The sequence below is a fragment of the Tsukamurella paurometabola genome, assembly GCF_900631615.1.
In the GTDB taxonomy this organism is placed as follows: Bacteria; Actinomycetota; Actinomycetes; order Mycobacteriales; family Mycobacteriaceae; genus Tsukamurella; species Tsukamurella paurometabola_A.
In genome coordinates, this window is sequence record NZ_LR131273.1 from 205,961 (window position 1) to 232,430 (window position 26,470).

At 70.1% G+C, this 26,470-nt stretch carries 24 protein-coding genes; 10 read left to right on the forward strand and 14 right to left on the reverse strand.

The annotated features are described in order from the left end of the window. Window positions 1-13 precede the first annotated feature (13 nt). The 4 genes from ELY19_RS01110 to ELY19_RS01125 all read right to left on the reverse strand — a co-directional run bounded on the left by ELY19_RS01110 (window position 14) and on the right by ELY19_RS01125 (window position 2,913). On the reverse strand, window positions 14-259 hold the full coding sequence (locus ELY19_RS01110) for a F0F1 ATP synthase subunit C (protein WP_013125919.1): 246 nt from the start codon (window positions 257-259) through the stop codon (window positions 14-16). A gap of 78 nt (window positions 260-337) precedes the next feature. Further along, window positions 338-1,090 carry a F0F1 ATP synthase subunit A gene (gene atpB / locus ELY19_RS01115; protein ID WP_126194556.1) on the reverse strand — a complete coding sequence of 251 codons (753 nt, stop codon included), beginning with the start codon at window positions 1,088-1,090 and terminating at the stop codon, window positions 338-340. Further along, window positions 1,087-1,500 carry an ATP synthase subunit I gene (locus ELY19_RS01120; protein WP_126194557.1) on the reverse strand — a complete coding sequence of 138 codons (414 nt, stop codon included), beginning with the start codon at window positions 1,498-1,500 and terminating at the stop codon, window positions 1,087-1,089. The genes atpB and ELY19_RS01120 overlap by 4 nt, the downstream gene beginning before the upstream one ends. 210 nt (window positions 1,501-1,710) lie before the next feature. Next, entirely contained in the window at window positions 1,711-2,913 is a 1,203-nt protein-coding gene (locus ELY19_RS01125; RefSeq protein WP_126198631.1) for a glycosyltransferase family 4 protein, read from the reverse strand. A gap of 281 nt (window positions 2,914-3,194) precedes the next feature. On the opposite strand from ELY19_RS01125, the gene ELY19_RS01130 reads away from it, so the two are divergent. The 9 genes from ELY19_RS01130 (at window position 3,195) to ELY19_RS01175 (ending at window position 12,306) form a co-directional block, all read left to right on the forward strand. Then, window positions 3,195-4,052, forward strand: coding sequence for an MlaE family ABC transporter permease (locus tag ELY19_RS01130; RefSeq protein WP_126194558.1), 858 nt, complete (start codon window positions 3,195-3,197; stop codon window positions 4,050-4,052). Window positions 4,053-4,168: 116 nt separating this feature from the next. Beyond that, window positions 4,169-5,032: an ABC transporter permease gene (locus ELY19_RS01135; RefSeq protein ID WP_126194559.1), complete on the forward strand. Its 864-nt coding sequence runs from the start codon at window positions 4,169-4,171 to the stop codon at window positions 5,030-5,032. A gap of 27 nt (window positions 5,033-5,059) precedes the next feature. Then, on the forward strand, window positions 5,060-6,208 hold the full coding sequence (locus ELY19_RS01140) for an MlaD family protein (RefSeq protein WP_227967106.1): 1,149 nt from the start codon (window positions 5,060-5,062) through the stop codon (window positions 6,206-6,208). 15 nt (window positions 6,209-6,223) lie between these two features. Further along, entirely contained in the window at window positions 6,224-7,249 is a 1,026-nt protein-coding gene (locus ELY19_RS01145; RefSeq protein ID WP_164711481.1) for an MCE family protein, read from the forward strand. Continuing rightward, on the forward strand, window positions 7,234-8,253 hold the full coding sequence (locus ELY19_RS01150) for an MlaD family protein (RefSeq protein WP_126194562.1): 1,020 nt from the start codon (window positions 7,234-7,236) through the stop codon (window positions 8,251-8,253). Before ELY19_RS01145 ends, ELY19_RS01150 begins: the two co-directional genes overlap by 16 nt. Beyond that, complete coding sequence (locus ELY19_RS01155; protein ID WP_126194563.1) at window positions 8,253-9,356, forward strand: MlaD family protein; 1,104 nt, start codon at window positions 8,253-8,255, stop codon at window positions 9,354-9,356. Before ELY19_RS01150 ends, ELY19_RS01155 begins: the two co-directional genes overlap by 1 nt. After that, on the forward strand, window positions 9,356-10,405 hold the full coding sequence (locus ELY19_RS01160; RefSeq protein WP_126194564.1) for an MlaD family protein: 1,050 nt from the start codon (window positions 9,356-9,358) through the stop codon (window positions 10,403-10,405). Before ELY19_RS01155 ends, ELY19_RS01160 begins: the two co-directional genes overlap by 1 nt. Then, the gene (locus ELY19_RS01165) at window positions 10,402-11,364 is read left to right on the forward strand and encodes an MlaD family protein (RefSeq protein ID WP_126194565.1); all 963 of its coding nucleotides are present in this window, start codon (window positions 10,402-10,404) and stop codon (window positions 11,362-11,364) included. The genes ELY19_RS01160 and ELY19_RS01165 overlap by 4 nt, the downstream gene beginning before the upstream one ends. A 45-nt stretch (window positions 11,365-11,409) precedes the next feature. After that, window positions 11,410-12,306, forward strand: coding sequence for a hypothetical protein (locus tag ELY19_RS01175; protein ID WP_164711482.1), 897 nt, complete (start codon window positions 11,410-11,412; stop codon window positions 12,304-12,306). Window positions 12,307-12,412: 106 nt separating this feature from the next. Here the strand turns inward: ELY19_RS01175 and ELY19_RS01180 are convergent, their stop codons facing one another. From ELY19_RS01180 to rpmE, 4 genes are all read right to left on the reverse strand, one after another. Next, entirely contained in the window at window positions 12,413-13,072 is a 660-nt protein-coding gene (locus tag ELY19_RS01180; RefSeq protein ID WP_227967107.1) for an L-threonylcarbamoyladenylate synthase, read from the reverse strand. After that, window positions 13,069-13,920 (reverse strand): peptide chain release factor N(5)-glutamine methyltransferase, encoded by an 852-nt coding sequence (gene prmC / locus ELY19_RS01185; RefSeq protein WP_227967109.1) that lies wholly within the window; start codon window positions 13,918-13,920, stop codon window positions 13,069-13,071. The genes ELY19_RS01180 and prmC overlap by 4 nt, the downstream gene beginning before the upstream one ends. Window positions 13,921-13,927: 7 nt before the next feature. Then, window positions 13,928-15,016, reverse strand: a complete 1,089-nt coding sequence (prfA, locus tag ELY19_RS01190; RefSeq protein ID WP_126194568.1) for a peptide chain release factor 1 — start codon at window positions 15,014-15,016, stop codon at window positions 13,928-13,930. Between the two features lie 100 nt (window positions 15,017-15,116). Continuing rightward, window positions 15,117-15,347 (reverse strand): 50S ribosomal protein L31, encoded by a 231-nt coding sequence (gene rpmE, locus ELY19_RS01195; protein WP_013125904.1) that lies wholly within the window; start codon window positions 15,345-15,347, stop codon window positions 15,117-15,119. A gap of 285 nt (window positions 15,348-15,632) precedes the next feature. Between rpmE and ELY19_RS01200 the strand changes: the two genes are divergently transcribed. Next, complete coding sequence (locus ELY19_RS01200) at window positions 15,633-17,306, forward strand: serine/threonine-protein kinase (protein WP_227967110.1); 1,674 nt, start codon at window positions 15,633-15,635, stop codon at window positions 17,304-17,306. Between the two features lie 87 nt (window positions 17,307-17,393). On the opposite strand, the gene rho is transcribed toward ELY19_RS01200, so the two are convergent. The 6 genes from rho to argS form a co-directional block, all read right to left on the reverse strand. Next, window positions 17,394-19,433 carry a transcription termination factor Rho gene (rho, locus tag ELY19_RS01205; protein WP_126194570.1) on the reverse strand — a complete coding sequence of 680 codons (2,040 nt, stop codon included), beginning with the start codon at window positions 19,431-19,433 and terminating at the stop codon, window positions 17,394-17,396. Between the two features lie 486 nt (window positions 19,434-19,919). Further along, the gene (gene thrB, locus ELY19_RS01210) at window positions 19,920-20,930 is read right to left on the reverse strand and encodes a homoserine kinase (protein ID WP_126194571.1); all 1,011 of its coding nucleotides are present in this window, start codon (window positions 20,928-20,930) and stop codon (window positions 19,920-19,922) included. A gap of 8 nt (window positions 20,931-20,938) precedes the next feature. Next, a complete protein-coding gene (gene thrC / locus ELY19_RS01215) occupies window positions 20,939-22,030 on the reverse strand; it encodes a threonine synthase (RefSeq protein WP_126194572.1) in 1,092 nt (363 codons plus the stop codon). Continuing rightward, window positions 22,023-23,360: a homoserine dehydrogenase gene (locus tag ELY19_RS01220; RefSeq protein ID WP_126194573.1), complete on the reverse strand. Its 1,338-nt coding sequence runs from the start codon at window positions 23,358-23,360 to the stop codon at window positions 22,023-22,025. Before ELY19_RS01220 ends, thrC begins: the two co-directional genes overlap by 8 nt. Continuing rightward, window positions 23,360-24,796, reverse strand: coding sequence for a diaminopimelate decarboxylase (gene lysA / locus ELY19_RS01225; protein ID WP_126194574.1), 1,437 nt, complete (start codon window positions 24,794-24,796; stop codon window positions 23,360-23,362). The genes ELY19_RS01220 and lysA overlap by 1 nt, the downstream gene beginning before the upstream one ends. After that, the gene (gene argS / locus ELY19_RS01230) at window positions 24,771-26,423 is read right to left on the reverse strand and encodes an arginine--tRNA ligase (RefSeq protein WP_126194575.1); all 1,653 of its coding nucleotides are present in this window, start codon (window positions 26,421-26,423) and stop codon (window positions 24,771-24,773) included. Before argS ends, lysA begins: the two co-directional genes overlap by 26 nt. Window positions 26,424-26,470: the final 47 nt, after the last annotated feature.

Consider the following 26,470-nt stretch of genomic DNA (forward strand, 5'->3'; position numbering starts at 1 on the left):
TCTTACGAGCGAGTTAGGAGATCGGGGTCGCGAACACGAACAGGGCCATGAAGGCCAGGTTGATGAAGTACGCGGCCTCGACCAGACCAACGGTGATGAAGAACGGGGTCATCAGGCGGCCCTGGGCCTCCGGCTGCCGCGCGATGCCGGCGACGAGCTGGGAACCGGCGAGACCGTTACCGATACCGGCGCCGATGGCGCCGCCACCCATGATCAGGCCGCCGCCGATGAGGGCACCCTGCGCGATGTTCGGATCCATTTATCTTTTCCCTTTCGGTTTCTGGTAGTCGGCCTACCAGGGTCTACTCGTCCGTGGCCCGTGCGGGCCGCGAACAGGTCAGTGGTGTTCCTTCTCCATTGCGGTGGAGAAGTACAGGATGGTCAGGAGCGAGAAGATGAACGCCTGGATGAGACCGACGAAGAGCTCGAAGGACTTCCACAGGGAGTTCGGGAACCAGAGGATGTAGGCCGGCAGCAGCGCGATGACCGCGACCATGACCGTGCCGGCGAAGACGTTGCCGAAGAGTCGCAGCGCGAGCGAGAGCGGCTTGGAGACGAGCTCCTCGATCACGTTGATGGGCGCCAGGCCGATCGCGTGGCCCTTCACGACCTTGGCCGGGTAGCCGAAGATGCCGTGGGTGCGGAAGCCGGCGAAGTGGTAGCCCAGGTAGACGACGAGCACGAGCGCGTAGACGAAGCTGACGTCGGCCGCCGGCGGGAGGAAGATCTCCGACGGGGTGCCGCCCTCACCGGAGTACTGCTGCGGCAGCACGGCGAGCCAGTTCGCGAACAGGATCAGCGAGAACAGCGCGATCGCGAGCGGCAGCAGGAACGGCGCCACCTTCATGCCGATCGCGGACTCGATCTGACCGCGGAGCTGGATGGTGATGGCCTCCCAGAACAGCTGCACACCGCTGGGCACGCCGGTCGAGGTGACCTTCGCCTTGAGGATGAACGCCAGGATCAGGACGATCGCCGCCGCGATGGCCGTGGCCAGGATCGTGTCCCAGTGAAAGGTCATGCCCCACAACTCGAACGACTTGTAGTGGGCGACCTTGATCGCGCCCTCGGCGTACAGATTGGTGTTCATGACTGCTGGCGAAGCCCTTTCAGAACGGGGATGACGGTGTTCAGGACGAGGACGATCTGACCCACGGCGAGGCCGAAGATCACGCCCAGCCCATCGGGCCGGAAGAAGTAGGCGATCACGATCGCAATGACGGAGACGACGCCGAGCCGGACCATCGAGTTGACGGCGACCGGGGCCTTGCGGGGCTCGTTCTCCGCGGTGACGGTGGCGACCTTGAGCACGGCCAGCTTGGCGTTGAGCACGGAGAGCAGGCCGCCGAGCAGGAACCACGCGGCGAACCAGGGGTGACCGAAGGCGGTGCCGACGCCGGCCGCGATCACGGTCAGGCCGAGCACGATGACGATCGGGTTCACGAAGCTCACGACGGAACGGCCGACCTGGCCATCGACGGAGGGGGCGGGCGTCGTCATGTCCCCTCCTTCGGGGTCAGGGTCGCTCCAGCGAAGGTCTCGCGGCGACCGGGGGCGGCGTCTGCCGAATCCGTAGCGTGGGTCACATCACGGATTCTTTGTGATTGGCTGAGACTCTACCAAGAAGTAGGGGCACTCCCCACATCGGGTCCGTGCAGTGATCCCGCCGATCAACTACACACGATAGTACAACAGGACACCCGTCCTGCGTTACCGGGCTCCCGTCTTGGGCGATGTATCTGACCTCGCGCTTTCGGAGTAGCGTTCCCGCAACCGCGGCACGATTCGGGGCACGACGGTGAACACGAGCGCGCACAGCAGACCCGCCCCGAACAGCGGTGCGATCAGCGTCGGCGGCAGCATCGTGGACGCGGCGGCACTCAGGCCCAGCACACCCACCCACAGGTAGATGACCACCACGACGCGACGCTGACTGTGCCCGATCTGCAGGAGCCGATGATGCAGATGCATCTTGTCGGCGGTGAACGGGTGCACGCCGGCCCGCGTGCGGCGCACGACGGCCAGCAACAGGTCGAGCATCGGCACGAACATCACCGCGACGGCGAGCAGGAGCGGGAGCAGCAGCGCGAAGATGTCCGTCGTTCCGTAGGCGTTCTGCGAGATGCGCCCCGAGGCCGACGTCGACGCCGCCGCCAGGGTCAGGCCGAGCAGCATCGACCCCGAATCGCCCATGAAGATGCGGGCCGGCTGGAAGTTGTGGGGCAGGAAGCCCATGCAGGCGCCAAACAACGCCGCAGTAATAAGGGCCGGGGGGTACGACGGTGCGTCGCCGCCCGAGTCGAACATCAGGCCCACCGAGAAGACGAGGATCGCCAGCGCGGCCAGCGCCGCGACGCCTGCCAGAAGGCCGTCCAGGCCGTCGATGAAGTTCATGGCGTTGACCGTCGCGACGGTGACGACGACGGTCAGCAGGCCGGCCTGCAGTTGATCGAGCACCACGGTGGTGTTGATGCCGGGCACGTAGACCACGTTCCAGGCGACGCCCATCACCACGAGGAGCGCCGCCGCGAAGATCTGGCCGACCAGCTTCGTCAGCGCGTCCACGCCCCAGCGGTCGTCGATGATCCCGACGACCACGATGACGGCGCCCGCGACGAGGACCGCGACGGCGTCCTTCGAGTACGCGAAGCCCCGGGTGAGCGCGGGCAGCTGCGCCGCGAGGAAGATCCCCGCGACCATTCCCACGTAGATGCCCACTCCGCCGAGGCGCGGCGTGGGCACGACGTGGACGTCGCGTGCGCGGGGAACCGCGACCGCCCCGAAGCGCGTCGCGAGGACGCGGACCATCGAGGTGGCGAAGAACGTGACAACAGCGGCTGTCAGTCCGACGACCAACAGCTCCCGCATCGGGACTCCGGCGGCGCCGGCACCGACGACCGGTCCGCCCAGCATCTCGATGTGCACGCGTGCGAATCTACTCCCCCTCGGCCGGGGCCCAGGCCGTCCGGGCGCGGCCCCCGCGATCGGGCCCCAGGAGAACCCTGTCTGACCTGAGCCGATGGACAACGGCTGTGGGCGTGCCCGTTTGTTACTGACGAGTCGCTCACTCACCTCCGGCGAAGCAGGCCAATGACGCACATCACTCCACCGACCGTTATAGTGTCCTCGGTCATACACCTGAGAGTTCGATATACGGACCACAGTGTGACCACAGTCGAGAGGAGACGTTCGCGGTGACGCAATCCGTTGCGCAGGGCGCGGCACCTGCCAAGCGACCTTCCTATTGGTCCATCATCAGCAAGAACTTCTCCAGCACCGTCGTCGATTCCATCCGGACCATCGGCCGCAGCGTCCGCATGCTCATCATGTCGCTGGTGGCGCTGGTGACCGACACGGTCCGCGGCAGGCTGCAGTGGAAGGAGGCGCTGAACCAGATCTGGTACATGATCGGCGTCACCTCCGTCCCCGGCGTGCTCATCGCCGTTCCCTTCGGCATCGTCATCTCGATCCAGGTCGGCAACATCATCTCCCAGCTCGGCGCCGACTCCCTCTCGGGCGCCACGGGCGGCCTGGCCGTCATCACGCAGGGTGCGCCGATCGCGACGGGCCTTCTCCTCGCCGGCGCCGGCGCCTCGGCCATCGCCGCCGACCTCGGCGCGCGCACCATCCGCGAGGAGACGGACGCCATGCGCGTCATGGGCATCAACCCGCTCAACCGCCTCGTCGTCCCCCGCCTGCTCGCCGCGTGGATCGTCGCGCCGCTGCTCAACATCCTGGTGATCGCCGTCGGCACCATCTCCGGCTACCTCGTGGCGGTCGGCGGCCAGGGCGTCACGCCCGGCGCGTACTGGCTGTCCTTCGGCTCCTTCGCCCATCCCGTCGACGTGTGGATCTCGCTGGTGAAGTCCATCATCTTCGGCACCGTGATCGCGATCATCGGCTGCCAGCGCGGCCTCGAGGCCCGCGGCGGCTCGCGCGGCGTCGCCGACGCGGTGAACGCCACCGTCGTCCTCTCGTTCGTCGTCATCTTCGCGTTGAACCTGCTCATCACGCAGGTCACGACGATGTTCTTCCCCATGCAGGTGGGCTGACCCGTGCCCCACCCCCGCTGGACCCGTCCCGCTGCACCCCGGACGCAGGTGGGCTGACCATGCCCCACCGCACCGCCCACCCGACCGTCTCCGTCCCTGAACAGGTGAGCTGATCCATGGCAACCGTTTACCGCCCCCGGGGCACACGCTGGTTCTTCAACCTGTTCGGCGCATCCGGATCGGCCTGGAGCCTCTTCGACACCATCGGGCACGTCGTCTCCTTCGTGGCCGAGGTGATCCGCACCGTCCCGCACGCGATCAAGCACTACCGATCGCAGATCATGTACATCCTCACGGACATCACGTGGGGCCGCGGCGCCCTCGTCGTCGGCGGCGGCACGGCGCCGGTGCTCGCCGTCCTCGGCATCACCGTCGGCGGCATCGTCGCGGTCCAGGGCTTCGCGATCCTCAACATGCTCGGCATGGGCCCGCTCACCGCCGTCGTCGCCTCGTTCGCGAACACCCGCGAGTTCGCCCCGATGCTGGCCGGCGTCGGCTTCGCCGCCCAGGCCGGCTGCCGCATGACCGCGGAGATCGGCGCCATGCGCATCAACGAGGAGATCGACGCGCTCGAGTCCCTCGGCCTCCGCTCGGTGTCCTTCGTGGTCACCACCCGCGTCCTCGCAGGCCTGATCGCCGTCGTCCCCGTCTACCTGATCACGCTGATCCTGTCGTGGGTCTCCTGCGCCTGGGTGGTGAAGTCGGTGTACTCGATGCCGTCCGGCACCTACGACCACTACTTCAGTCAGTTCGTCAGTGGGCCGGACATCGTCTTCTCCGTCATCAAGGTGGCCGTCTTCCTCACCGCGGTCATCATCATCCACTGCTACCAGGGCTTCTTCGCCTCCGGCGGCCCGGAGGGCGTGGGCACGGCCTCCGGCCGGGCCATCCGCGCCAGTCTCGTCGCCGTCGTCGTCCTCAACCTCGTCATGACCGTCGCGCTGTGGGGCTTCACCTCCCCGGTCTACTTCAAGGGGTAACCAATGGGAGTCGTTTCCGTACCAGGAATGTCGATCGAGCGGTCGGTGCTGCGCCGCCGCGGGCTCATCGCGGTCGCCATCATCCTCGCGATCGTGCTCGTCGGATGGCTCGTCAAGGCGCTCTGGCCGAAGGACGAGTTCTCGTTCACCCTCCGGTCGCCCTCCGTCGCGGCGGGTATCGTCGCCGGTGCCCCCGTGCGCATCCAGGGCATCCAGGTGGGCGAGGTCACGGGCATCAGCTCGCTCGGCAACGGCCAGCAGGGCGTGAAGGTCACGATGAAGTCGGCCGACGGCAAGTCGCTGACCAACAACCTCGAGGCCGCGTACTCCGCCGGCAACCTGTTCGGCGTCTCCGAGGTCATCCTGACCCCGCACGACGGCGGCGGCCAGCTGCAGGACGGCGCCCAGATCGCGCCGAGGAAGCCGATCACCGACAACACCGTCTCGAACATGATCACCACGATCGGCGACGTGAACAGCGATGCGCTGCGCCCGCACATGAGCCAGATCCTGCTGAACTTCGACGCCTCGTCGAAGGCCATGATGCCGCTCTTCACCGCCCTCGGCGGCGTCGCGCAGGCGGTGCAGGACACCCAGCGCCTCACGACCGCGGAGACCTTCCCGATCATCGCGCGGGCCATGGAGAACGCGGACGCGGCCACGGCGGCCCTGGTGCCGGCGATCAAGGTCCTCTACGGCTACCAGCCGCTGCACGACAAGGGCTGGGTCGAGCGCGGTAAGACCACGCTCGACGCCCTGACCAATGAGCGGGACAGCCTGACGGCGGCGCTGCAGAAGATCCTCGATCCGAAGGCGCTCAAGGGCCTCGAGACGGCGACGCCGCTGCTGGTGAATCTGATGCAGCCCCTGCTCAACGCGTTCCCCAACGGGAGCGCCACGGGCGTCGGCATCCAGCTCGGGCAGCTCATCGACAACGTCCGCAAGGCGATGCCGAACACCCCGAACGGGCCGGTGCTGAACTTGCGGCTGTCCGTCGACTACCCTGCGATCGCGACGATGCTCCCCCCGCTTCCGACGTTCGAGTACATCCCGCCCAAGCCGGGCGACAAGCCCGCCGCCGGTAAGCCGGGCGAGCCCGCCCCGGCCACGCCGTCCCAGGGTGCACCGTCGTCCGCGAAGCCGAGCACCCCGACGTCCACGAAGCCTGGGAGCTGAGCGAACATGAAGTCAATGAAGGCGACATCGATCAAGATCGCGGTCTTCGCCGCGGTGATGATCCTGCTGCTGGTCCTCGTGATGCAGGCGCTGACCCGGCCGCCCCAGGGCGACCTCGACACCTTCCACGCGGAGTTCAAGGACGTCTCGGGCCTCAAGGTCGGTGACGACGTCCGCATGCTCGGCGTCCAGGTGGGCAAGGTGAAGGACATCGCGGTCAAGCAGTCCTCCGACCACCGGCTCTCGAACGCGGCGGTGACCTTCACCCTGCAGCGCGACCGGAAGTTCCGGACCGACGACACGCTCGCCATCCGGTACCAGAACCTCACCGGCTCCCGGTTCCTCGAGGTGCGCCCCACGCCGCGGAGCACGGCGGCCGAGGTCAAGCCCGGCAGCACCATCGACGAGAAGCACACGCAGCCCTCGTTCGACATCACCACGGTCTTCGTGGGCCTCAAGCCGGTGCTGTCGACGCTCAACGCCGACGACATCAACCACCTGACGCAGTCGGTGCTCGCGGTGGTCCAGGGCAACGGCGAGGGCCTCGGCCCGCTGCTGCAGTCGCTGGACAAGCTGATGGCGGTCAGCAACGACCGCCAGCGCGTCCTGACCCAGCTGATCACCAACCTCGGCTCGATCTCCGAGTCCATCGGCGGCGCCTCCCCCGGCCTCACGAAGGTGCTCCAGCAGCTCGAGCTGTTCGCCCGCACCCTGGCGAGCAACATCGACTCGATGCGCGAGTGGTCCGACAAGACCTCGGGCGTCGTCAGCAGCACGAACGCGCTCCTCGCGGCGCTGGGCCTCACCCCCAACGAGAACCCCCCGCTGGACGCGATCGTCAGCAACGCGATGCCGATGGCGGAGCAGCTGATCAACGCGCTCGGGACCCTCCCCGGCATCGTGCAGCTCCTCAACGAGGGCACGAAGCCGCAGGCGGGCAACGCGGTGGCGCTGACGTGCAGCAAGGGCGAGGCCAAGCTCCCCGGCATGATGAACTTTCTCGTCGCAGGTCAGAAGGTGACGGTATGCAATCCAAAGTGAACCTCTTCAACCGTCCGTTGCCGACGGCCGAACAGGACCGTCGGTACCAGCTGAACTGGGGCATCGTCGGAGCCCTGCTCACCGTGATCGTCCTCGGGATCTGCGGTTACCTCTTCGTCTTCCAACCCGGGACCAAGGAGTACTCGGCGGACTTCACGGAGGCCCAGGCGGTGCGCTCCGGCGTGGACGTCCGCGTCGCCGGCATCAGCGTCGGCTCGGTGTCCGACGTGGAGCTGCTCGACGACCGGGTGCGGGTGAAGTTCCGGGTGGACAAGGACGTCTTCCTCGGCGACGCCACCACCGCCTCCATGAAGATGCTGACCACGGTCGGCGGCTACTACATGGCGCTCACGCCGATGGGTACCGCGGACCTCGGTGACAAGCCGATCCCGCCGGAGCGCGTGTCGATGCCGTACAGCCTCCTGGAGACCTTCCAGCAGGCGACGCCGAAGGTGCAGAAGATCAAGGCGACGCCGGTGCGCGAGACCATGTCGCAGCTGAACGAGGCCCTCGAGGACCAGCCGGAGTCGATCCGCAACACCGTCACCACGTTCAACCGCATGTTCGACAACATCCTGCGGCAGCAGGACCAGGCGGGCGACTTCGTGAAGGTGATGAGCGAGTACTCGACGACGGTCAACCAGAACGGCGACCTGCTGCTCTCGCTCATGCGCAACATGAGCACCTTCTTCGCGGCCGCGGAGGTGAACCTGGCGGGCTTCAAGAGCTACCTGACGAACACCACGCAGATCGTGCAGCGCCTCGCTCCCGTCCTGAACGTGTACCTGAACAACGTGGACCCGATCGCCAGCCGTTTCGACGCGCTGGTCGCCAAGGCCCGCGAGCTGGTGAAGCAGGCCGAGCCCGCGATCGCCAACGCGAAGGAGATGCTGGCGGGCCTGCAGAAGACCATCGCGCCGGACGGCACGCTCCAGCTCAACGACTCCGAGAAGACCTTCCTCGCGACCAATGTCTGCATTCCGAGCCCGGGGGTGACCTGCTGATGCGGAAGTTCCTCGCTTCACGCGGCGCGATGTCCGCGTTCGTGGTCCTGTTGGCCGTCGCACTCGTCGTCGGCGGCGTGGCCTTCCGGGGGATCACCGAGAAGACCACGGCCTACTGCGCCGAGCTCGACAACTCGGTGGGCCTGTACGACGGCAGCAAGGTCGCCCAGTTCGGCTACCCGATCGGCGAGATCACCAAGATCACGCCGAACGGCGCGAAGACCCGGATCGACTTCACCATCCCGGCCGACCGCAAGCTGCCGACCAACATCGGTGTCGTGGCGGTCGCCGACTCGCTCGTCGCCCAGCGCCGCCTCGAGCTCCTCGAGACCTACAAGGGCGGTCCCACCTGGCAGCCCGGCAAGTGCATCACCAACACCAAGACCCCGCTGTCGATCACGGAGTCCCTGCAGGCCGTGTCGCAGGTCGTCGACGACCTCACCACCGCCGGCGGCGACGAGGAGTTCCGCAAGGCGATGGCCGCGGTCCCCGCGCTGAACAAGGCCACGAAGGGCACCGGCCCGGAGATCGCGGAGCTCACCAACAAGCTCGGCGAGCTGATGCGCAACCCCGGCCCCGGCATGGGCGACGTGGCGGCGATCCTCGACGCCTTCGCCCCTGCCTCCGACGGTCTGGTCCAGAACTGGGGCGAGATGCGCGACTTCCTCACGAAGTACGCCTTCTACATCAAGAACGTCGGCGAGCCGCTGATGGACACCGGTATCGGCGCCTTCCCGCAGATGGTCCCGCTGATCAAGACGCTCGCGACGGTGTTCGACAAGTACGGCGACTTCATCGCTCCCCTGCTGGAGATCACGGTTCCCGTCACCACGGTGATGGCCGCCTCCAGCAAGCAGTTCGGTGACCTGCTGAACATCCTGCCGCCGCTGATCCACGCCTTCACGGTGAGCGTCGACAAGAAGACCCTCGCCACCAAGATCACCTACCGGCCGCCGTCAGCGCTGGTGCCGTCGAAGAACCCCGCCCAGACCTGCAACAACCTGAACCGGTTCGCTCCGGGGCAGTGCAAGGTCGCCGATGCGGGCCACGTCAACGTGGAGCTCATCTCCACGGTCCTCCGCGCGACAGGAGCGGCGTACTGATGCGTAATCCACTGAACCGGCGATCCGTCGCCATGGGCGTCGCCACCCTCGCGACCGGGGCGCTGCTCGCGGGCTGCGGCTCCGTGCCGTTCAACCCGTCGGCGATCCCCGCGCCCGGGCAGCCCGGCGGCGGCGACGGCTACGTCGTGCACCTCGACTTCACGAACGTGCTCAACCTGCCCGACCGCGCGCGGGTCGTCTTCGACGGCGTGGTCGCCGGTCGCCTCCAGAAGGTGACCCTCGAGGACGAGAAGGCCGTCGTCGACATCAAGATCCAGGACGGCGTGAAGGTGCCGAACACGATCACGGCGACCCTGCAGCAGGACACGATCCTCGGCGACACCTACGTGGCCCTCAAGTCCACGCCGGGCAAGCCGGGCACCCCGCTCAAGGCCGGCGACACCCTGCCGACCTCGCAGACCAAGCCGCCGACCCAGATCGAGGACATCCTCGCCGATCTGGCGAACTTCCTCGGCAGCGGCAGCCTGATGCAGCTGCAGGACACCTTCAGCCGGATCAACACCAACCTGCCGGAGGATCCGCAGAAGCTCTCGGGCCTGATGAAGACCGTGTCGCAGACGGTGGTCGACCTCGGGCAGCAGAGCGACAACGTCAGCCAGGCGATCACCTCGGTCGGCAATCTGGTCAACACGGTCAACGAGAACGACGACGTGCTGGTGGCGCTGCTGCGCCCGCAGGACGACTGGTTCCCCGACTCGCTGCAGCTGACGACCGGCGCCATCAAGGTGCTCAGCCGCCTGTCCGACGCCCTCGCTCCCCTGGTGTTCACCAAGCCCCTGCTCGACGCCTCGACGGCGACGGTGGCCGGCGTGATCAAGCCGCTCATGTTCCCCGGCTGGCCCGATATGAACGGCCGGCCCGCGAACCTGGCGAACCTCGAGGACCTGCTGAGGAACAAGATCCTGCCGTTCCTCTCGAGCGGCGCCAAGGTGAACGTGAAGGAGTTGGGCACCAACGGCGGAGTGCCCACCTCCGAGGCCGCCCGCCAGGCCGTCAACAATCTCCGGATGGTGGGAGCAGTTCCGTGAAAAAGAGCACCTTCTTCAGCCTCCTGACCTTCGCGCTGGTCCTGGTGCTGGGCACGGCGTACATCGCCTTCTCCGTGCTGCAGTGGCGTCCGCTGGCGGACTACCGGTCGGTCACGATGAAGCTCGACGACGCGAACCAGCTGGTGCCCGATTCCTCGGTCCTGCTCCGCGGGGTCAAGGTCGGCAACATCCAGTCGATCGACCGGGAGAACGGCAAGGTCGTCGTGAAGTTCCGGTACGACGGCAAGTACAAGATCCCGGCGAACACCGGGCTGCGCATCGAGCAGCTGTCGGCCGTCGGCGAGCCGTACATCGACTTCCGCCCGGATTCGCTCGACGGTCCGTTCCTGGCCGACGGTGCGACGATCGACACGGCGAAGATCAAGGAACCGCTCTCGCTCCCCGAGATCTTCAAGCTGATCTCGGGCCTCACCAGCAACATCAACTCGACGGACCTGGGCGGCATCACCGAGACCCTGGCGGACGCCACGAGCAACACCCAGGCGTCGCTGCCGAACATCTCGCAAGCCGGCGACCTCCTGGCGCGCACGCTGACCGCGCGGATGCCCGAGATCCGCCGGATGATGGAGAACACGCAGAACTACCAGAGCGACATGAACTGGCTGCCCGGCGCGCTCGCGGACTTCGGCCCGGCCACGCGGACCTTCGTGGTCAAGAACGTCGATTTGCTCAAGGCGCTCGACACCCTGATGAAGGGGTCCGGCTCGCCGGAGGCGCTCACCAAGTCGGTCAACCCCGGCCTGATGCGGATCGCCCCGAACACCAGCAAGCTGCTGGCGAACCTCGGCACGATCAACGAGCCGCTGGTGCCCGTGGTGCAGGCCCTGACCGACGTGATGCCACAGATCGACGTGGCCGCGCTACTCTCGCAGGCGTTGAACACGGTCGGCTCCGACGGCGCCGCGAACCTCACGGTGGTGATTCCGCCCAAGAAGTAGCGCACCGCACGACCGACGCCCCGACAACGATTGGCTACGCGACAAGTGACTGATTCCACCCCGGACGACAAGACCCTCGATGACGAGGCCGCGGCGCCCGAGGAGACCGTGCAGGACGCCGCCGAGGAGGCCGAGAACGCCGATGCCGTGACCGACTCGGTCGCGGAGGCCGAGGCCCCCACGAAGAAGGTCTCGACCACGAAGAAGCCCTCGGCAGCGAAGAAGCGCCCCGCTCCCCCGGCCGAGGACGAAGACGAGGACGACGACGAGGACGAAGCGCCCGTGCGGCGGCGTCCCAAGGCTGCGCCCCGCGAGACGGCGCGGACCCGCGCCGCGGCCACGACGGCCGGCGCCACGGTGACCACCGTCGTGATCACCGTCGTGATCGTCGCGCTGCTCGCCGCCGCGATCACCTTCGGCGTGCTGTGGGGGATGCAGAAGTCCGAGAACGACGACATGAAGCAGGCGGCGGCCGACAAGGCGCACGCCGAGAAGGTGGCCTCGGAGTACGCCACCGGCACCGCGACCATCGATTTCCGCGACCTCGGTCCGTGGCGCGCGGCGCTGACGAAGGGCGTGACGCCGGAACTCAAGGCGAAGCTCGACGCGAGCGCGGGCGCGATGACCCAGCTGCTGGTCCCCCTCCAGTGGGTGTCCAAGGGCACCGCGCTCGACGCCGTGGTGAGCTCGCAGTCGGGTTCGGTGTACAAGGTGACCGCCTACGTCAAGGTGGACGGGACCAACATCCAGGCGACCACGTCCCGCGATCTGGTGACCGGCTACGAGATCACCATGGACAAGGCCAGGGACTGGCAGATCACCGATGCGGGCAGCTCCCTGATGGATTCCCTGGCGCCCGACGCCGGGGGTACCACCCAAGCACCGGCGGCGCCGACGGAGACCGCGCCGGCTCCCGCCCCCGCACCGGCCCCCGGCAACTAGCCGGATCGATTCGACCGGAGCGCCCGGTCCCCGCGAGGGGACCGGGCGTTCCGCCGTTCGCGGTGGGCGCGGGGCGGCCGAACCCGGGCGGGGCGAGCGATTCGGGTCAGGCGAGCGATTCGGGGGTGACGCCGAGGACCTCGGCGATCCGGGCGGTGCTCACGGCGCCTTCGCGCAGCACCCGCGGCTGGGGCCCGGACAGGTCGACGATGCTCGACGGGGCGGCGTGCTCGGAGGGGCCGCCGTCGAGGTAGACGTCGACGGAATCGCCGAGCTGGTCGCGCGCCTCGAGCATGGTGGCGGCGGGCGGCCGCCCGGAGACGTTGGCGCTGGAGACGGCCATCGGCCCCACGTCGCGCAGCAACTCGATGGCGACGGGGTGGAGCGGCATCCGCAGCATCACGGTGCCCCGGGTGTCGCCGAGGTCCCAGGCGAGGCTGGGCGCCTGCTCGACGACGAGCGAGACGGCCCCCGGCCAGAAGGCGCGGGTCAGCTCGCGGGCGGCGTCGCTGACCCGGCTGACGAGCCCGTCGATCGTGTTCCAGGAGCCCACGAGCACGCCGACGGGCATGTCCGGGCCGCGGTTCTTCGCGGCGAGGAGCGCGGCGACGGCACGGCCGTCGAAGGCGTCGCAGCCGATGCCGTAGACCGTGTCGGTCGGCATCACGACGAGGTGCCCGCTCTTGAGGGCGGACCGGGCGGCGCTGAGGCCCGCGGCGCGGGATTCCGGGTCGGTGCAGTCGAAGGCGCGGCTGGCGATGCTCACGGGTCCATCCTGCCAGTCACGTAGCGGGGCCTTCCGGCGAGGTCCCGGTGCTCGGCGACGCCCCCGAACCCGGCCGCGCGCAGCAGCCCGGCGGTGCCGTCGCCGTTGCTGTCGTCGTGCTCGACGCCCACCGCTCCCCCGCCGGCGAGCAGGCGGGCGGCGAGCGGGGCGAGGTCGCGCATCAGGTCGAGGCCGTCGGCGCCGGAGAACAGGGCGGCCGCGGGGTCGGCGGCGGCCTCGCGGTCGAGGTCCGCGCCGTCGGGCACGTACGGCGGGTTCGAGACGACGAGGTCGACGGCGCCGAGCCGCCCCGTCAGGCGGTCCGGCAGCTCCGGGTCGCGCACGTCGCCGTCGAGCACGGTCGCCGTGCCGGTGAGGTCGGCCGCGGCGGCGTTGCGCCGCAGGTAGTCGAGGGCGGCGGGTTCGCGCTCGACGAGCACGACACGCGCGTCGGGCACCGTCGCCGCGAGGTACAGGCCCAGTGCGCCGGAGCCGGCGCAGAGGTCGACGATCGCGGCGCCGCAGCCCACCTGCCGGGCGGCCCAGGCGGCGAGGAGTTCGGTCTCGGGCCGCGGCACGAAGACGCCGGGCCCCACGGCCAGCGTGAGCGGACCGAAGTACGCGCGGCCCAGGATGTGCTGGAGCGGCTCCCGGGACGCCCTGCGGGCGAGGAGGGCCTCGAACGCGGCGGCCTGTTCCGTCGTCGCGTCGTCGGCGACGGGAAGGCGGCCGCGGTCGATGCCGAGGGCCTCGGCGAGCAGCGTCTCCGCGTCGAACTGGGCCGACGGGACGCCCGCCGCCGCCAGCCGGGCCGTCGCGGCGGCCGCGAGCACTGTGGGCCGGGTCACCGCCGGGTTACTCGGCCTCGAGGCGGGCCTGGCGGTCCGCGGCCTGCAGCGCATCGAGCAGGGCGTCGAGCTCGCCGTCGAGGACCTGGTCGAGATTGTGCGCCTTGAAGCCGATGCGGTGGTCTGCGATGCGGTTCTCGGGGAAGTTGTAGGTGCGGATCCGCTCGGACCGGTCGACGGTGCGGATCTGCGCGGCCCGGGAGTCCGACGCGGCGGCCTCGGCCTCCTCCTCCTTGAGGGCCTGCAGTCGCGCGGCGAGCACCTGCATGGCGCGCGCCTTGTTCTGCAGCTGGGAGCGCTCGTTCTGGCAGGTCACGACGATGTTCGTGGGCAGGTGGGTGATGCGCACCGCGGAGTCGGTGGTGTTGACGCCCTGGCCGCCCTTGCCGGACGAGCGGTAGACGTCGATGCGCAGATCCGATTCGTCGATCTGCACCTCCTCGACCTCGTCGGGCTCGGGGTAGACCAGCACGCCGGCCGCGGAGGTGTGGATGCGGCCCTGGCTCTCGGTGGCGGGGACGCGCTGCACGCGGTGCACGCCGCCCTCGAACTTCATCCGGGCCCAGACGCCGTCGATGGTGCCGTCGGCCGCGGGGCCGCGGGATTTGATCGCGAACGTGGCGTCCTTGAAGCCGCCGAGGTCGGAGTAGGTGGCGCCGAGGGTCTCGACCTTCCACCCGCGGCGCTCCGCGTAGCGCAGGTACATGCGCGCGAGGTCGCCGGCGAAGAGGGCCGACTCCTCGCCGCCCTCGCCGGACTTGACCTCGAGCACCACGTCGTCCGAGTCGTGCGGATCGCGCGGGGCGAGCAGGTCGGTGAGCTGCTGCTCGAGCGCCTCGATCTGCTCGGTCAGGGCGGCCACCTCGTCGGCGAACGAGGCGTCGTCGGCCGCGAGCTCCTGCGCGGCGGCGCGGTCCTCGCGGGCGGCCTCCAGCTTGCGGTGCGTCGCCATGATGGGCGCCAGCTCGGCGAAGCGCTTGCCCACCTTGCGGGCCGCGGCGGCGTCGTTGTGCAGCGCCGGATCGGACATCTGCTGCTCGAGGCCGGCGTACTCGGCGAGGATGTCGTCGATCGCGGAGGGGGACGTGGCGCTCATGGCGGCGGTGCCTTTCTCGGACGGGGCGGTGACGGGGCGGGCGGCCCGTGAAACGCGCCGACGCCCGGCCTGCGGGGCAGGACGGGCGTCGGCGGGACAGCTACTCGGAGGCCGAGGCCTTGCTCGGGCGCTTGCCGTAGCGCTTCTCGAAGCGGGCGACGCGGCCGCCGGTGTCGAGGATCTTCTGCTTGCCCGTGTAGAACGGGTGGCACTGCGAGCAGACCTCGACGTTGATCCGGCCGTCGGCCTTGGTGCTGTGCGTCTCGAACGTGTTACCGCAACCGCAGACAACGGTGGTGGCCACGTAATCGGGGTGGATCCCCTGCTTCATGATTGCCGTCCTTCTTGTTCGTGGTCGCCGGGTCGCCCCTGGCGTGCGCCAGGACCGTGAACCGGAACCCATACCGACGTTCCAGTATGCCAGAACGCACAGGGCTTCGAGAAATTCCCGGCCGGAGGGCGTGCGGGCGCAGCCCCGATCACGATGCGGTACCCGTTTGGCGGTTGCCTGGCGCGCCGTAAGCCGCCCGGTGTTAGCTACGAGCTGTCACCGGACCGGCACCGTGCGTCAGCGGGCGAACGGGCCGAGTTCTCGAGGAATCCTGGGAGTGAAGACGTGAACGAGTCAGGCAGTGGACCGGCGATCGAGCCCGCCGGGACCGTGATCGGCGGATACGTCGTGGAGCGCCTGCTGGGCGCGGGCGGCATGGGCGCCGTGTACGCGGCCCGGCACCCCCGGCTGCCGCGTGTGGACGCCCTCAAGGTGCTCCCCACGGCCTTCTCCCACGACCCGACCTACCGGGCCCGGTTCGAGCGGGAGGCGGACATGGCCGCCCGGCTCGATCACCCGAACATCGTGCCGGTCTACGACCGCGGCAACGACGACGGCCGGCTCTGGATGTCGATGAAGCTGGTCCCCGGCCAGGACGCCTCGGCGCTCCTCGCGAGCAACCCCGGCGGACTGCCGATCCCCCAGGTGCTGACCATCGTCGACGCGGTGGCAGCGGCCCTGGACTACGCGCACTCCCAGGGCCTGCTGCACCGCGACGTCAAGCCCGGCAACATCATGATCGACACGACCGGCGCGTCGCCGCGCGTCATGCTCGGCGATTTCGGTATCGCCCGGCAGCAGCAGGAGAGCAGCGACCTGACCTCGGTCGGCATGGTGGTCGGCACCCTGGACTACGCGTCGCCGGAGCAGCTCAGCGGCGATCCCGTCGACGGCCGCAGCGACCAGTACAGTCTCGCCGGCACGACGGTGCAGCTGCTCACGGGCGCGAAGCCCTACGGGGCCAGCAGCGGCACCGCCGTGATCCGCGACCATCTGATGGCGCCGCCGCCGGCGCCCTCGCGCCAGCGTCCCGGGGTGCCGCCGGCGATCGACGCGGTGATCGCCCGCGCGATGGCGAAGTCGCCGCAGCAGCGGTTCGCGACGTGTCACGATTTCGCCCAGGCGCTGCGGGCCGCGGCGGCGGGCGGCGTGCAGGCACAGGCACCGTCGACCCCGACGGCGCGGGTGGCGACCCCGCCGCCGGGTCCGGCGTACCGCCCGGCGACTCCCCCACCCTTTCAGGGCGCGCCGTCGCAGCCCTTCGCCCGGCCGTCGGGGCCGGTGTCGAACCCGCAGGTCGCGGGGCCGCAGGGCACCTGGCAGGGCGGGCCCGTGGGTCTCGCGGGCCCGGTGCCGCAGGGACAGCAGGGCGGTACGCGCAAGGGCGTGGTCATCGGCGCGATCGCCGCGGTCGCGGTGGTGGCCGTGGCCGCGGTGTCGATCCTGGTGTTCAGCACGAGCTCCGACGAGGCCGTCGCATCGCCCACCTCGTCGGCCCGGCCCTCGGCGACGACCACGACGACCACCGCGACGCCGGTGAACAACACGTCCACGCTGCGGGAGGGCTTCATCGACCCGTGCCTGCTGCCGGTGTCCGTGATCTCGTCGCTGGGGATCAGCCCGCTCGCGGACGACCCCGGCCAGCGCTCCGGCGACGCCGGCGCCAAGTACGCCTGCAAGGGATCCGATTCCAAGGCGAGCAACGCGGACGTGAAGTTCGCGACCTTCGTCACCTCCAACTCGTGGGAGACGGGCGCCCCGGTGACGGTGCCGGGCTCGACGAAGTGGCGGTCCTTCACCGTGCCGAGCACGAACACCGCGACGCCGGACTACTGCGTCACGGCGTACAAGTCGTTGTCGAACGGGGTGCTCTACATCGGGCTGCAGAAGGTGGGTAACCGCGACTGCAATCGCGGCACGGAGATCGCCGCGGCGATCACGCAGTACCTGCCGCAGTAGGTCGCTCCCGCGGGCACCGAGGTCGGGTACGGGCGACGGCGCCCCACTCCCGAGGGAGTGGGGCGCCGTCGTCGTTCGGGCCGGGCGTCAGTCGTTGTCGCCGAAGCCGCTGTTCTTCTGCACCGTCATGAGGAACTCGATGTTGTTCTGCGTCTTCTTGAGCTGGCTGATCAGCAGGTCGATGGCCTGCTGGCTGTCCAGCGCGGAGAGCAGCCGGCGCAGCTTGTTCACCACGGCGGCCTCGTCGGGAGCCATGATGAGCTCGTCCTTACGGGTGTTCGACGCGGCGACGTCGACCGCCGGGAAGACGCGCCGTTCCGAGATCTTGCGGTCCAGCTTGAGCTCGGCGTTGCCGGTGCCCTTGAACTCCTCGAAGATCACCGTGTCGCCGGTGGAGCCGGTCTCGACCAGTGCCGTGGCGATGATGGTCAGCGAGCCGCCGTTCTCGATGTTGCGCGCCGCGCCCAGGAACCGCTTCGGCGGGTACAGGGCCGTCGAGTCGATACCGCCCGAGAGGATGCGGCCCGACGCGGGGCTCGAGTTGTTGTAGGCGCGGCCCAGGCGGGTGATCGAGTCGAGCAGCACCACCACGTCCTTGCCGCCCTCCACCAGGCGCTTGGCCCGCTCGATGGCGAGCTCGGCGACCGAGGTGTGGTCTGACGGCGGCCGGTCGAAGGTCGAGCTGATGACCTCGCCGCGCACGCTGCGCTGCATGTCGGTGACCTCTTCGGGCCGCTCGTCCACCAGCACCACCATGAGGTAGCACTCCGGGTTGTTGGTCGCGATCGCGTTCGCGATGTCCTGCAGCACCGTGGTCTTGCCGGCCTTCGGCGGGGCGGAGATCAGCGCGCGCTGGCCCTTGCCGATCGGCATGATCAGGTCGATCACGCGGGTGGTGAGGATGTTCTGCGCGGTCTCCAGGCGCAGTCGCTGGTTGGGGTACAGCGGCGTGAGCTTGTTGAACTCGGGCCGGTTCTTGGCCGCCTCGACGGGCTGGCCGTTCACCGAGTCGAGGCGCACCAGCGGGTTGAACTTCTGCCGGTTCTGGTTGCCCCGGCCGCCTCCGCCGCCGCCCTGGTTGCCGCCGTCGTTCTCGCCGTCGCGGGGCATCTTCACGGCGCCCGTGATCGCGTCGCCGCGGCGCAGGCCGTTGCGGCGGATCATGTTCATGGAGACGTACACGTCGTTCGGCCCGGCGATGTAGCCCGAGGTGCGGACGAAGGCGTAGTTGTCGAGGACGTCGAGGATGCCGGCCACGGGCTGCAGGACGTCGTCCTCGCTGACCTGCGGCTCGCCGTCGTTCTGGTTGCGGTCGCGGCCGCGGCGGCGCTCGCGGAAGCGGCGCCCGCGGCGCCCCTGTCCCTCGCCCTCGTCGGGGCCGTTGTTGTTCTGGTTCTGGTTGGGGCCGTTGTTGCCGCGCTGCCCCTGCTGGCGATCGTTCTGGTTGCGCTCGCCCTGCTGGCGGTCCTGGCGGTTCTCGCCGCCCTGACCGTCCTGGTTCTGGTTGCGGCGCTGGTTGCGCTCGCGGCGCTGGCCCTGCTCACCGTCGTTCTTGGCGGTGTCGTTCTTGGCGGCGTCGTTCGTGGGCGCGTCGGCCTTCGCGGCGTTCCCCTGGGGCGCGTCGCCCTGGGCGCTCGCGTCGCCGCGGTCCGACGATGCCCGGTCCGCCTTCGCGGCCCGCTCGCCGCGGGGAGCGCGGGTGCGGCCCTGGGCCTTCGCGCCGTCGGCCGCGCCCGCGGGCGCCTCGGTCGCGGCGTCGGGCTTCGGCGTCTCGTTCGTGGAGGCCTCGGCCGGCGAAGCGTCCGCCTTGGGCACGTCGTTCTTGGGCGCCTCGTTCTTGGGGGCGTCGCTCTTGGGGGCGTCGCTCTTGGGGGCGTCGCTCTTGGGGGCGTCGGCCTTGGTCGCCTTCGGCGCGGCCTTGCCTGCGCCGCCGTGCTCGTTGATCGCCGCGATGAGATCGCCCTTGCGGAGCCCGGAGACGCCCTTGATCCCCAGCTCGCTCGCGATTCCGCGCAGCTCGGCCAGCACCATGCCGTTGAGGCCCGAGCGGCGGCGCTCGTCGGCCCGCGTCGTGCTGGCCGCGGCGGTGGCCGTCTCCGGGCTGGTGGTCACGTCCGTTTCGGTCACGGAGTTCCTTTCAATTCCCTGCTCGCGCAGTGCGGAAGCAGGGGCCTACCGTGCTCGCCGGGCTGTCCTGCGATGGTGCACAGGCGTTTTCGCGGGCGACGCACGAATGACGAAGGTGCTTGTATGCGCTTCGGCTGCCGGGCCCCGCGTTTCCGGCGGGGGCACAGATGTCTCGGCCTGATGTGGAGACCGGCGCGCCATCACGTCCGAAGCTGGTTGCTGGGCGTGGAAATGGCAAGGTGCCGAAACAGCGTCCGCGCATTCGTCGGACACTTCGGCCATGATAGCGCGGGTGCGGGTCCCCGGCAATCACCGCCCCCACCGTGCCCGCCGTTCGCCCGCGGATCCGCGCACGCGGCACGGCCGCGGACGGCCTCGCGCGCACGCGGCGCGCGGGTGCGCACGCCGCACGTCCGCACCGTCGCGCCGGATGCGCGACAGCGGTCCCGCGCGCGGCACGTGCGCGGGAGGCGCGACGGCGGGGCGTCAGCCGCGCGCGACGCCGTCGGCGATCGGGAACTCCCGCACCGTGAACCCGGCCTCGGTGGCGGCGTCCGCCAGCCGGGTCGGCAGTGCCTGTGGGGTCAGTGCGAGCACGGTGGGTCCGGCGCCGGAGATCGCGGCCGCCACCCCGGCGGCACGCAGCCGCTCCACCAGCGCGAACGACTCCTTCATCGACGCCGCGCGGTACCGCTGGTGCAGCCGGTCCTCGGTCGCGTCGAGCAACAGGTCCGGGTGCGCGGTGAGCGCGAGCACCATGAGGGCGGCTCGCGAGGCGTTGAACGCGGCGTCGGCGTGCGGCACCAGCCGCGGCAGCATGCCGCGCGTGACCGACGTCGAGGACTGCACGTCGGGGACGAACGCGTACGCCCGGATGTCGGGGTGCACGTCCACGCGGCGCGCCCCGTAGTGCAGGGGGGCCGACGGTGCGGCGCTCGCCGCCGCGTGGTCGCGGTAGCCGGCGACGTCGGGTACGGGCACGGCGGGCACGGTCCAGGACACGACGGCGCCGCCGAGCACGCTCGCGGAGGCGTTGTCGGGGTGCCCCTCGAACTCCGAGGCGAGCTGCACCATCTCGTCGGTCGTCAGCCCGCGCGGCGCGTCGGCGTCGGCGGCCAGCGCCGCGGCGGCCGCGATCCCGGCGACGGCCGCCGCCGCGGACGAGCCCAGTCCACGCGAGTGCGGAATGCGGTTGACGCAGGTCAAGCGCAGTCCGGGCGCCGTGACGCCGAGGTGGGCGAGGGTGCGCCGCAGGGCGACCACCACGAGGTGACGGTCGTCGGTGGGCACCTCGCCGGCCCCCTCCCCCGTGATCTCGATCGTGAGATCGCCGTCGGTCCCGGGGTCGACGGTCTCGACGGTGACGTCGTCGTAGAGGCCCAGCGCGAGGCCGAGCGTGTCGAATCCGGGACCGAGGTTGGCGCTGGACGCCGGGACGGTCACGGTGGCCGCGAGGCCGGCGGGCAGGACGAGCGGGGCGTTCGAGGCGGGTGACACGGCCGCGGCTACTCCGTCAGTCCCATGGCCGCGGCCACGGCGACGGGGTCGATGCCCACGCGCGCGATCTCGGGCAGGCTGCTCAGCGCGGTGTCGGGGTCCTTGAGGCCGTTGCCGGTCACGGTGCACACCACGGTGGAGCCCTTCTCGATCCAGCCGTCCGCGGTGGCGGCGAGCAGGCCGGCCACGGACGCGGCCGACGCGGGCTCGACGAAGACGCCCTCGGTCTTGGCGACGAGCCGGTAGGCCTCGAGCAGCTTCTCGTCGGTCGCGGCACGGAACTGGCCGTCGGACTCGTCCTTGGCGGCGACGGCCTGGTTCCAGGACGCCGGGCTGCCGATGCGGATGGCGGTGGCGATGGTCTCGGGGTCCTTCACCGGGGCCCCGTTCACGAGCGGCGCGGCGCCGGCCGCCTGCACGCCGAGCATGCGCGGCCGGGAGGCGCTGACGCCGTCGGCGAAGTACTCGCTGTAGCCGCGCCAGTACGCGGTGATGTTGCCGGCGTTGCCGACGGGCAGCGCGTGCACGTCGGGCGCCTTGCCGAGCGCGTCGACGATCTCGAAGGCCGCGGTCTTCTGGCCCTCGATGCGCACCGGGTTCACCGAGTTGACCAGGGCGATGGTGTCGAACGTGGCGGTGGTCTTGCGCGCCAGCTCGAGGCAGTCGTCGAAGTTGCCGTCGACCTCGATGATCGTGGCGCCGTACATGACGGCCTGGGCGAGCTTGCCCATGGCGATCTTGCCGGCGGGCACCAGCACCGCGCACTCGATGCCCGCGATGGCCGCGTAGGCCGCGGCGGACGCCGAGGTGTTGCCGGTGGACGCGCAGAGGACGCCCTTCTTGCCCGTGGCCTTGGCCTCGGTGACGGCCATCGTCATGCCGCGGTCCTTGAACGAACCGGTGGGGTTGAGGCCCTCGACCTTGAGGTGCACGTCGCACCCCGTGAGCTCGGACAGCGCACGGGCCGGCAGGAGCGGCGTCGCGCCCTCGCGCAGGGTGACGGGGGCCCAGCCGGGCTCCCACGTGTCGCACACGGGCAGACGGTGCCGGTAGGCCTCGATCAGGCCGGGCCAGGGCCGGTGCACGGCGGTGCTAGTCATTGGTTCCCTCCAGACGGAGCACGGAGGACACGGCGGTCACCACGTCCAGTTTCTTCAGGGCCTCGACGGTGGCCGACAGGGCCGCGTCGGGTGCCTTGTGGGTGAGGATCACCAGCCGCGCACCCTGGTCGGGCGTATCGGCCTGCTGGCGGACGGTACTGATCGAGACGTCGCGCGCGGAGAACTCGTTCGCGACGGCACTGAGCACGCCGGGGCGGTCGGTGACCTCCATCGCCACGTAGTACCGGGTGAGCACCTCCCCGATCGGCGCGATCGGCAGCTTGGCGTACGCCGAATCGCGCGGGCCCCGGCCGGAGACCACCTTGTTGCGGGCCGCGGCGACGAGGTCACCCATGACCGCGGACGCCGTGGGCGCGCCGCCCGCTCCGGCACCGTAGAACATGAGCCGGCCGGCGTTCTCGGCCTCCACGAAGACGGCGTTGTACGCCCCGTCGACGCTCGCGAGCGGGTGCTTGACGGGGACGAGCGCCGGGTACACGCGGGCCGAGACGCGTTGCGCGCCCGAGGCGTCGGTGAACTTCTCGCAGATCGCGAGCAGCTTGATGGTGCAGTCGAAGGCCTTGGCCGCCTCGATGTCGGCCGCCGTCACGCCGGTGATCCCCTCGCGGTGCACATCGTCCGCCTTGACGCGGGTGTGGAAGGCGATCGAGGCCAGGATCGCGGCCTTGGACGCGGCGTCGTAGCCCTCGACGTCGGCCGTCGGGTCGGCCTCCGCGTACCCCAGGCGGCCGGCCTCCTTGAGCACGATCTCGTAGGGATCGCCGTGCTCGGCCATGTTGGAGAGGATGAAGTTGGTGGTGCCGTTGACGATGCCCGCCACCAGTTCCACGCTGTCACCGGCGAGCGACTGCTGGAGCGGGCGGATCACGGGGATCGCACCGGCCACGGCGGCCTCGAAGTACAGGTCGGCGCGGGCCTTGTTGGCGGCGTCGGCGAGCTGACCGGTGTACTCGGCGAGCAGTGCCTTGTTCGCCGTGACCACCGACTTGCCCGCCTTGAACGCGCTGAGCATCAGCGAGCGCGTGGGCTCGATGCCGCCCATCACCTCGACGACGATGTCGACGTCGTCGCGGCCGACGAGGGCCTCCGCGTCGTCGGTGAGCAGGCTCTTCTTCAGGCCGAGTTCCTTGAGCCCGCGGTCCCTCTCGGTGTTGCGCACGGCGATTCCGCGGATGACGAGCCTCGCGCCCACGCGGGCGGCGAGATCGTCCGCGTTCTCCACGAGGATGCGCGCCACCTCGGCGCCGACGGTGCCCATACCGAGGAGGGCGACGCCCAGTTCCTTGGTCTGACCAGGATTTTCAGTCATCAGAGCACCTCCAGGCTCACCAGATCGTCCACGGTCTCCCGGCGCAGGATCAGCCGCGCCGCGCCGTCCTTGACCGCCACCACCGCCGGTCGCGGCTGCATGTTGTAGCGGCTGGACATCGAATAGCAGTACGCCCCCGTGGCGGCGACGGCCAGGAGGTCGCCCTCCGCCAGGTCGCCGGGGGTGTCGGTGTCGCGGACCACGATGTCGCCGGTCTCGCAGTGCTTGCCGACGATGCGGGAGAGCACCGGCGCCCCCTGCGGGTCACGGCTCGCGACGACGGCGGTGTACTCCGCGCCGTACAGGGCGGTGCGGATGTTGTCGCTCATGCCGCCGTCCACGGAGACGTAGCGCCGGAAGCCCTGTGCCGCGGCGGCGTCCGATGCCGACGCCGCGTCGACCGCGACGTCCTTGATGGTCCCGACCTCGTACAGCGTGATGCCGGGCGGGCCGGCGATCGCGCGCCCCGGCTCGACCGCCAGGTGCGGCGTCGCCAGTCCCAGTGCGGCGGACTCGGCTTCGACGATGTGGCGCAGCTTCGCCGCGAGGTCGGTGACGGGCGGCGGGTCGTCGTGCGCGGTGTAGGAGATGCCCAGGCCGCCGCCCAGGTCGATGGTGCTCAGCTGCGCGGTCTTCTCGGCGCCGAACCGGGCCACCACGTCGCGCAGGAGCTCCAGCACGCGCCGGGCGGCGATCTCGAATCCGTTGACGTCGAAGATCTGCGAGCCGATGTGACTGTGCAGCCCCACCAGGCGCAGGTTGTCGGCGGCGAACACGGCGGTGACGGCCTGCATCGCCGGGGAGTCGGAGCCGGCTCCGCTGGCTTCACGGCCCGCCGTGGCGGCCAGCGAGAAGCCGAACTTCTGATCCTCGTGCGCGGTGGAGATGAACTCGTGGGTGTGCGCCTCGACACCCGGGGTGAGGCGGATCAACACCTCCTGCACCGTGTTCCGCTCCGCCGCGACGGCGTCGAGCCGCGCGATCTCGGAGAGCGAATCCACCACGACGTGCCCGATGCCCGACTCGACGGCGAAGTCCAGCTCGGCGACGGACTTGTTGTTGCCGTGCAGCGCGATCCGTTCGGCGGGGAACCCGGCGCGAAGCGCGACGGCGAGTTCGCCGCCGCTGCACACGTCGAGGCTCAGGCCCTCGTCGCGCACCCAGCGGGCGATCTCCATGGACAGGAACGCCTTCGAGGCGTAATGCACCGCGGCGTCGGCGCCGAAGGCCTCCCGCATGCCGCGGCACCGGGCCCGGAAGTCCTCCTCGTCGATCACGAGCAGGGGCGTGCCGAATTCGGCCGCGAGCGCGGTGACGGGCACCCCGGCGACCGAGACGGCACCGTCGGCCTCCCGGCGCGCGTGGGCGGGCCACACGGCCCGGTCCAATTCACTCACGAGTGGTGGCCCCTCACATCCGGTCGGGCGCCGAGACACCCACGAGGGCCAGGCCGTTCGCGAGCACCTGGCGGGTGGCGGCGCACAGCGCCACGCGGGCGCGGTGCAGGTCGGTCGGCTCCTCGTCGCCCAGCGGCAGCACGCGGCACTCACCGTAGAAGCGGTGGTACGCGCCGGCCAGCTCCTCGAGGTAGCGGGCGACGCGGTGCGGCTCGCGCAGGCTCGCCGCGCCCGCGGCCACCGCCGGGAACTCCCCCAGCGTGCGGACGAGGTCGCCCTCGCGGGCATGATCGAGCAGGCCCAGATGCTCCGTCGACGGCGCGATGCCGAGCTCGGCGGCCGAGCGGGCGATCGCCGAGAGCCGGGCGTGCGCGTACTGCACGTAGTAGACGGGGTTCTCGTTGCTGGCCTGCGCGAGGAGGTCCAGGTCGAGGTCGATGGAGGTGTCCACCGAGCTGCGCACCAGCGAGTAGCGCGCGGCGTCCACGCCGACGGCCTCGACCAGGTCGTCGAGGGTGATGACGGTGCCCGCGCGCTTGCTCATCCGGACGGGCTTGCCGTCCTTGACGAGGTTCACCAGCTGGCCGATGAGCACCTCGATGCGGTCGGGGTCGTAGCCCATCGCGGCGGCGGCGGCCTTGAGACGGGCGATGTAGCCGTGGTGGTCGGCGCCGAGCATGTAGATCGCCAGGGTGAAGCCGCGGTCGAACTTGTGCTTGATGTAGGCGATGTCGCCCGCGATGTACGCGGCGTCGCCGTCGGACTTGATGACGACGCGGTCCTTGTCGTCGCCGTAGTCGGTGGCCCTGAGCCACCAGGCGCCGTCCTTCTCGTACAGGCTGCCGCCGGCCTTGAGCTGCTCGACGCTGCTCTCCACGAGGCCCGAGGTGAACATCTCGTCCTCGTGGGTGAACACGGCGAAGTCGGTGCCGAACTCGTGCAGGGTGCGCTTGATGTGCGCGAACATCAGCTCCACGCCGGAGGCCCGGAAGGCCTCGATCCGCTCGGCGTCCGGGAGGTCGAGGATGCCGGGGGTCTCGGAGACGACGGTGGCCGCGATCTCACCGATGTAGTCGCCGGCGTAGCCGTCCTCCGGGGTCGGTTCGTTCCGCGCGGCGGCGTCGAGCGAGCGGGCGAAGCGGTCGATCTGCGCGCCGTGGTCGTTGAAGTAGTACTCGCGGGTGACCTCGGCGCCCTGCGCCTCGAGCACGCGGCCCAGGCTGTCGCCGACGGCTGCCCAGCGGGCGCCCCCCAGGTGGACGGGGCCGGTCGGGTTGGCGGAGACGAACTCTAGGTTGATGAGGGCACCGTCGAGCGCCGTGCCGTGACCGAACGCGCCCGCCTGCTCGAGAATGCTCGCGACGAGCTGGTTCTGCGCGTCCGCGGCGAGGCGGATGTTGAGGAAGCCGGGGCCCGCGACGGTGGCCTCGTCGATCCCCGCGGCGCTGCCGAGGGCCTCGGCGAGCCAGGTCGCGAGGTCGCGCGGGTTCACACCGGCCTTCTTGGCGACCTGCATCGCCACGTTGGTCGAGTAGTCGCCGTGTTCGGGATTGCGGGGCCGCTCGACGGTGACGCGTTCGGGCAGCACGGAGGCGTCGAGGCCGCGCTCGGTGAGCACGGTGGTCGCGGTGGCGTGCAGGAGTTCCGAAAGGTCAGCGGGAGTCACCGGTCCATCCTAGGGTGCGCCTGACCGCCCGGTTTCCGCCGGGCCTG

Bases quoted from the DNA above. Each gene is read 5' to 3' on its own strand.
- prfA (WP_126194568.1), bottom strand. From the start codon at position 15,016: ATGAGCGCCACGTCCCCCTCCGCGATCGACGACATCCTCGCCGAGTAC.
- ELY19_RS01120 (WP_126194557.1), bottom strand. From the start codon at position 1,500: ATGACGACGCCCGCCCCCTCCGTCGATGGCCAGGTCGGCCGTTCCGTC.
- ELY19_RS01135 (WP_126194559.1), top strand. From the start codon at position 4,169: ATGGCAACCGTTTACCGCCCCCGGGGCACACGCTGGTTCTTCAACCTG.
- ELY19_RS01125 (WP_126198631.1), bottom strand. From the start codon at position 2,913: ATGCTGGGCGGACCGGTCGTCGGTGCCGGCGCCGCCGGAGTCCCGATG.
- thrC (WP_126194572.1), bottom strand. From the start codon at position 22,030: ATGACTAGCACCGCCGTGCACCGGCCCTGGCCCGGCCTGATCGAGGCC.
- ELY19_RS01155 (WP_126194563.1), top strand. From the start codon at position 8,253: ATGCGGAAGTTCCTCGCTTCACGCGGCGCGATGTCCGCGTTCGTGGTC.
- ELY19_RS01160 (WP_126194564.1), top strand. From the start codon at position 9,356: ATGCGTAATCCACTGAACCGGCGATCCGTCGCCATGGGCGTCGCCACC.
- ELY19_RS01145 (WP_164711481.1), top strand. From the start codon at position 6,224: ATGAAGGCGACATCGATCAAGATCGCGGTCTTCGCCGCGGTGATGATC.
- ELY19_RS01150 (WP_126194562.1), top strand. From the start codon at position 7,234: ATGCAATCCAAAGTGAACCTCTTCAACCGTCCGTTGCCGACGGCCGAA.
- ELY19_RS01140 (WP_227967106.1), top strand. From the start codon at position 5,060: ATGTCGATCGAGCGGTCGGTGCTGCGCCGCCGCGGGCTCATCGCGGTC.
- ELY19_RS01110 (WP_013125919.1), bottom strand. From the start codon at position 259: ATGGATCCGAACATCGCGCAGGGTGCCCTCATCGGCGGCGGCCTGATC.
- rpmE (WP_013125904.1), bottom strand. From the start codon at position 15,347: ATGAAGCAGGGGATCCACCCCGATTACGTGGCCACCACCGTTGTCTGC.
- atpB (WP_126194556.1), bottom strand. From the start codon at position 1,090: ATGAACACCAATCTGTACGCCGAGGGCGCGATCAAGGTCGCCCACTAC.
- ELY19_RS01220 (WP_126194573.1), bottom strand. From the start codon at position 23,360: ATGACTGAAAATCCTGGTCAGACCAAGGAACTGGGCGTCGCCCTCCTC.